The 1,068-nt window shown below is 36.8% G+C and carries 2 protein-coding genes; both read left to right on the plus strand.

From position 1 onward, the window contains the following. A partial coding sequence (locus tag JMX95_RS13575; RefSeq protein ID WP_201561082.1) for a hypothetical protein occupies positions 1 to 393 on the plus strand: 393 nt, incomplete at its 5' end. A 2-nt stretch (positions 394 to 395) separates the two neighbouring features. Continuing rightward, the gene (locus JMX95_RS13580; protein WP_201561083.1) at positions 396 to 1,067 is read left to right on the plus strand and encodes a flagellar motor protein MotB; all 672 of its coding nucleotides are present in this window, start codon (positions 396 to 398) and stop codon (positions 1,065 to 1,067) included. The last annotated feature ends 1 nt before the right edge of the window (position 1,068 follow it).

Here is a 1,068-nt window from a genome sequence, read left to right on the forward strand (position 1 = left end):
GAGAGCTTTAAAGGGGTCGCTGAAAATCTAGAGATGACTTTAGGCAACCTAGATTCACAACGTAAAGCTATCCAAAACCAAATAGAAAGCTTATCAACCTTAGTTAGTAATGCGTCAAATGATTTGCCGCAGATTAGTAGTCAGATTTTAGGTATAGCAAATACTATGCAAAGCTCGGCAACAGATTTTAATAATACTATTTCAGACCTTTCATCTAATACCAAAAATCAGACAGACGCTTTGACTTCAGGGATCGAAGAAGCATTAGTGCAATCTCTAAATAGTTTGGGTGGTCAGTTATCTGCAATGACAGAGAAGTTTGCTGGTGACTATAATCAGCTTTCAGATGCTCTGTCTAGAATATCTAAAATTACACAAAGTAGTGGGCGTTAGTTATGTCAAGAAATTCCGATCACTGGATACCTTTGGCAGATTTAATGACAGGACTCATGATGATGTTTATGCTCATCGCTGTTTTATATATGCTTAAAGTTAACAGTGCTGTGTCTGAATACTCAGTATCCAAAGATGCGCTAGGTAAAGACCTATGTAGTGAGTTTGCTAGTGATTTAGAAAAATGGGATGCGGAGTGTGATAGTGATAACTTAGTCATTCGATTTAAGTCACCGGATGTTTTGTTTGATACTGGACAAGCCGTTATTAAACCTCAGTTTAAAGTTATTCTAAACGACTTTTTCCCTAGATACATTGCTTTGCTCAACCGAGAAGAATATAACGATAGCATCGAAGAGATACGCATTGAAGGTCATACTTCGAGTAGTTGGCGAGAGGGCACATCAGAAAACGAGTCCTATTTTTTAAATATGCAACTATCTCAAGCTCGCACATTAAGTGTACTAAAATATGTTCTCTCAGATAAAAGCACACCAAGTCAAGAATGGACTAAAGACCTATTAACAGCCAATGGGTTATCTTCATCAAAATTAATACATGATGCTGATGGAAAAGAGAATCGGAAAGGATCGCAGAGAGTTGAGTTCAGAGTAAGAACTAATGCTGACGAATATATAAAGAATATTATTGATGATTTAGGTCAGAATGAATGAT

Origin of the sequence: Psychrobacter sp. NC44, from assembly GCF_904846655.1 — a bacterium.
Taxonomy (GTDB): domain Bacteria; phylum Pseudomonadota; class Gammaproteobacteria; order Pseudomonadales; family Moraxellaceae; genus Psychrobacter.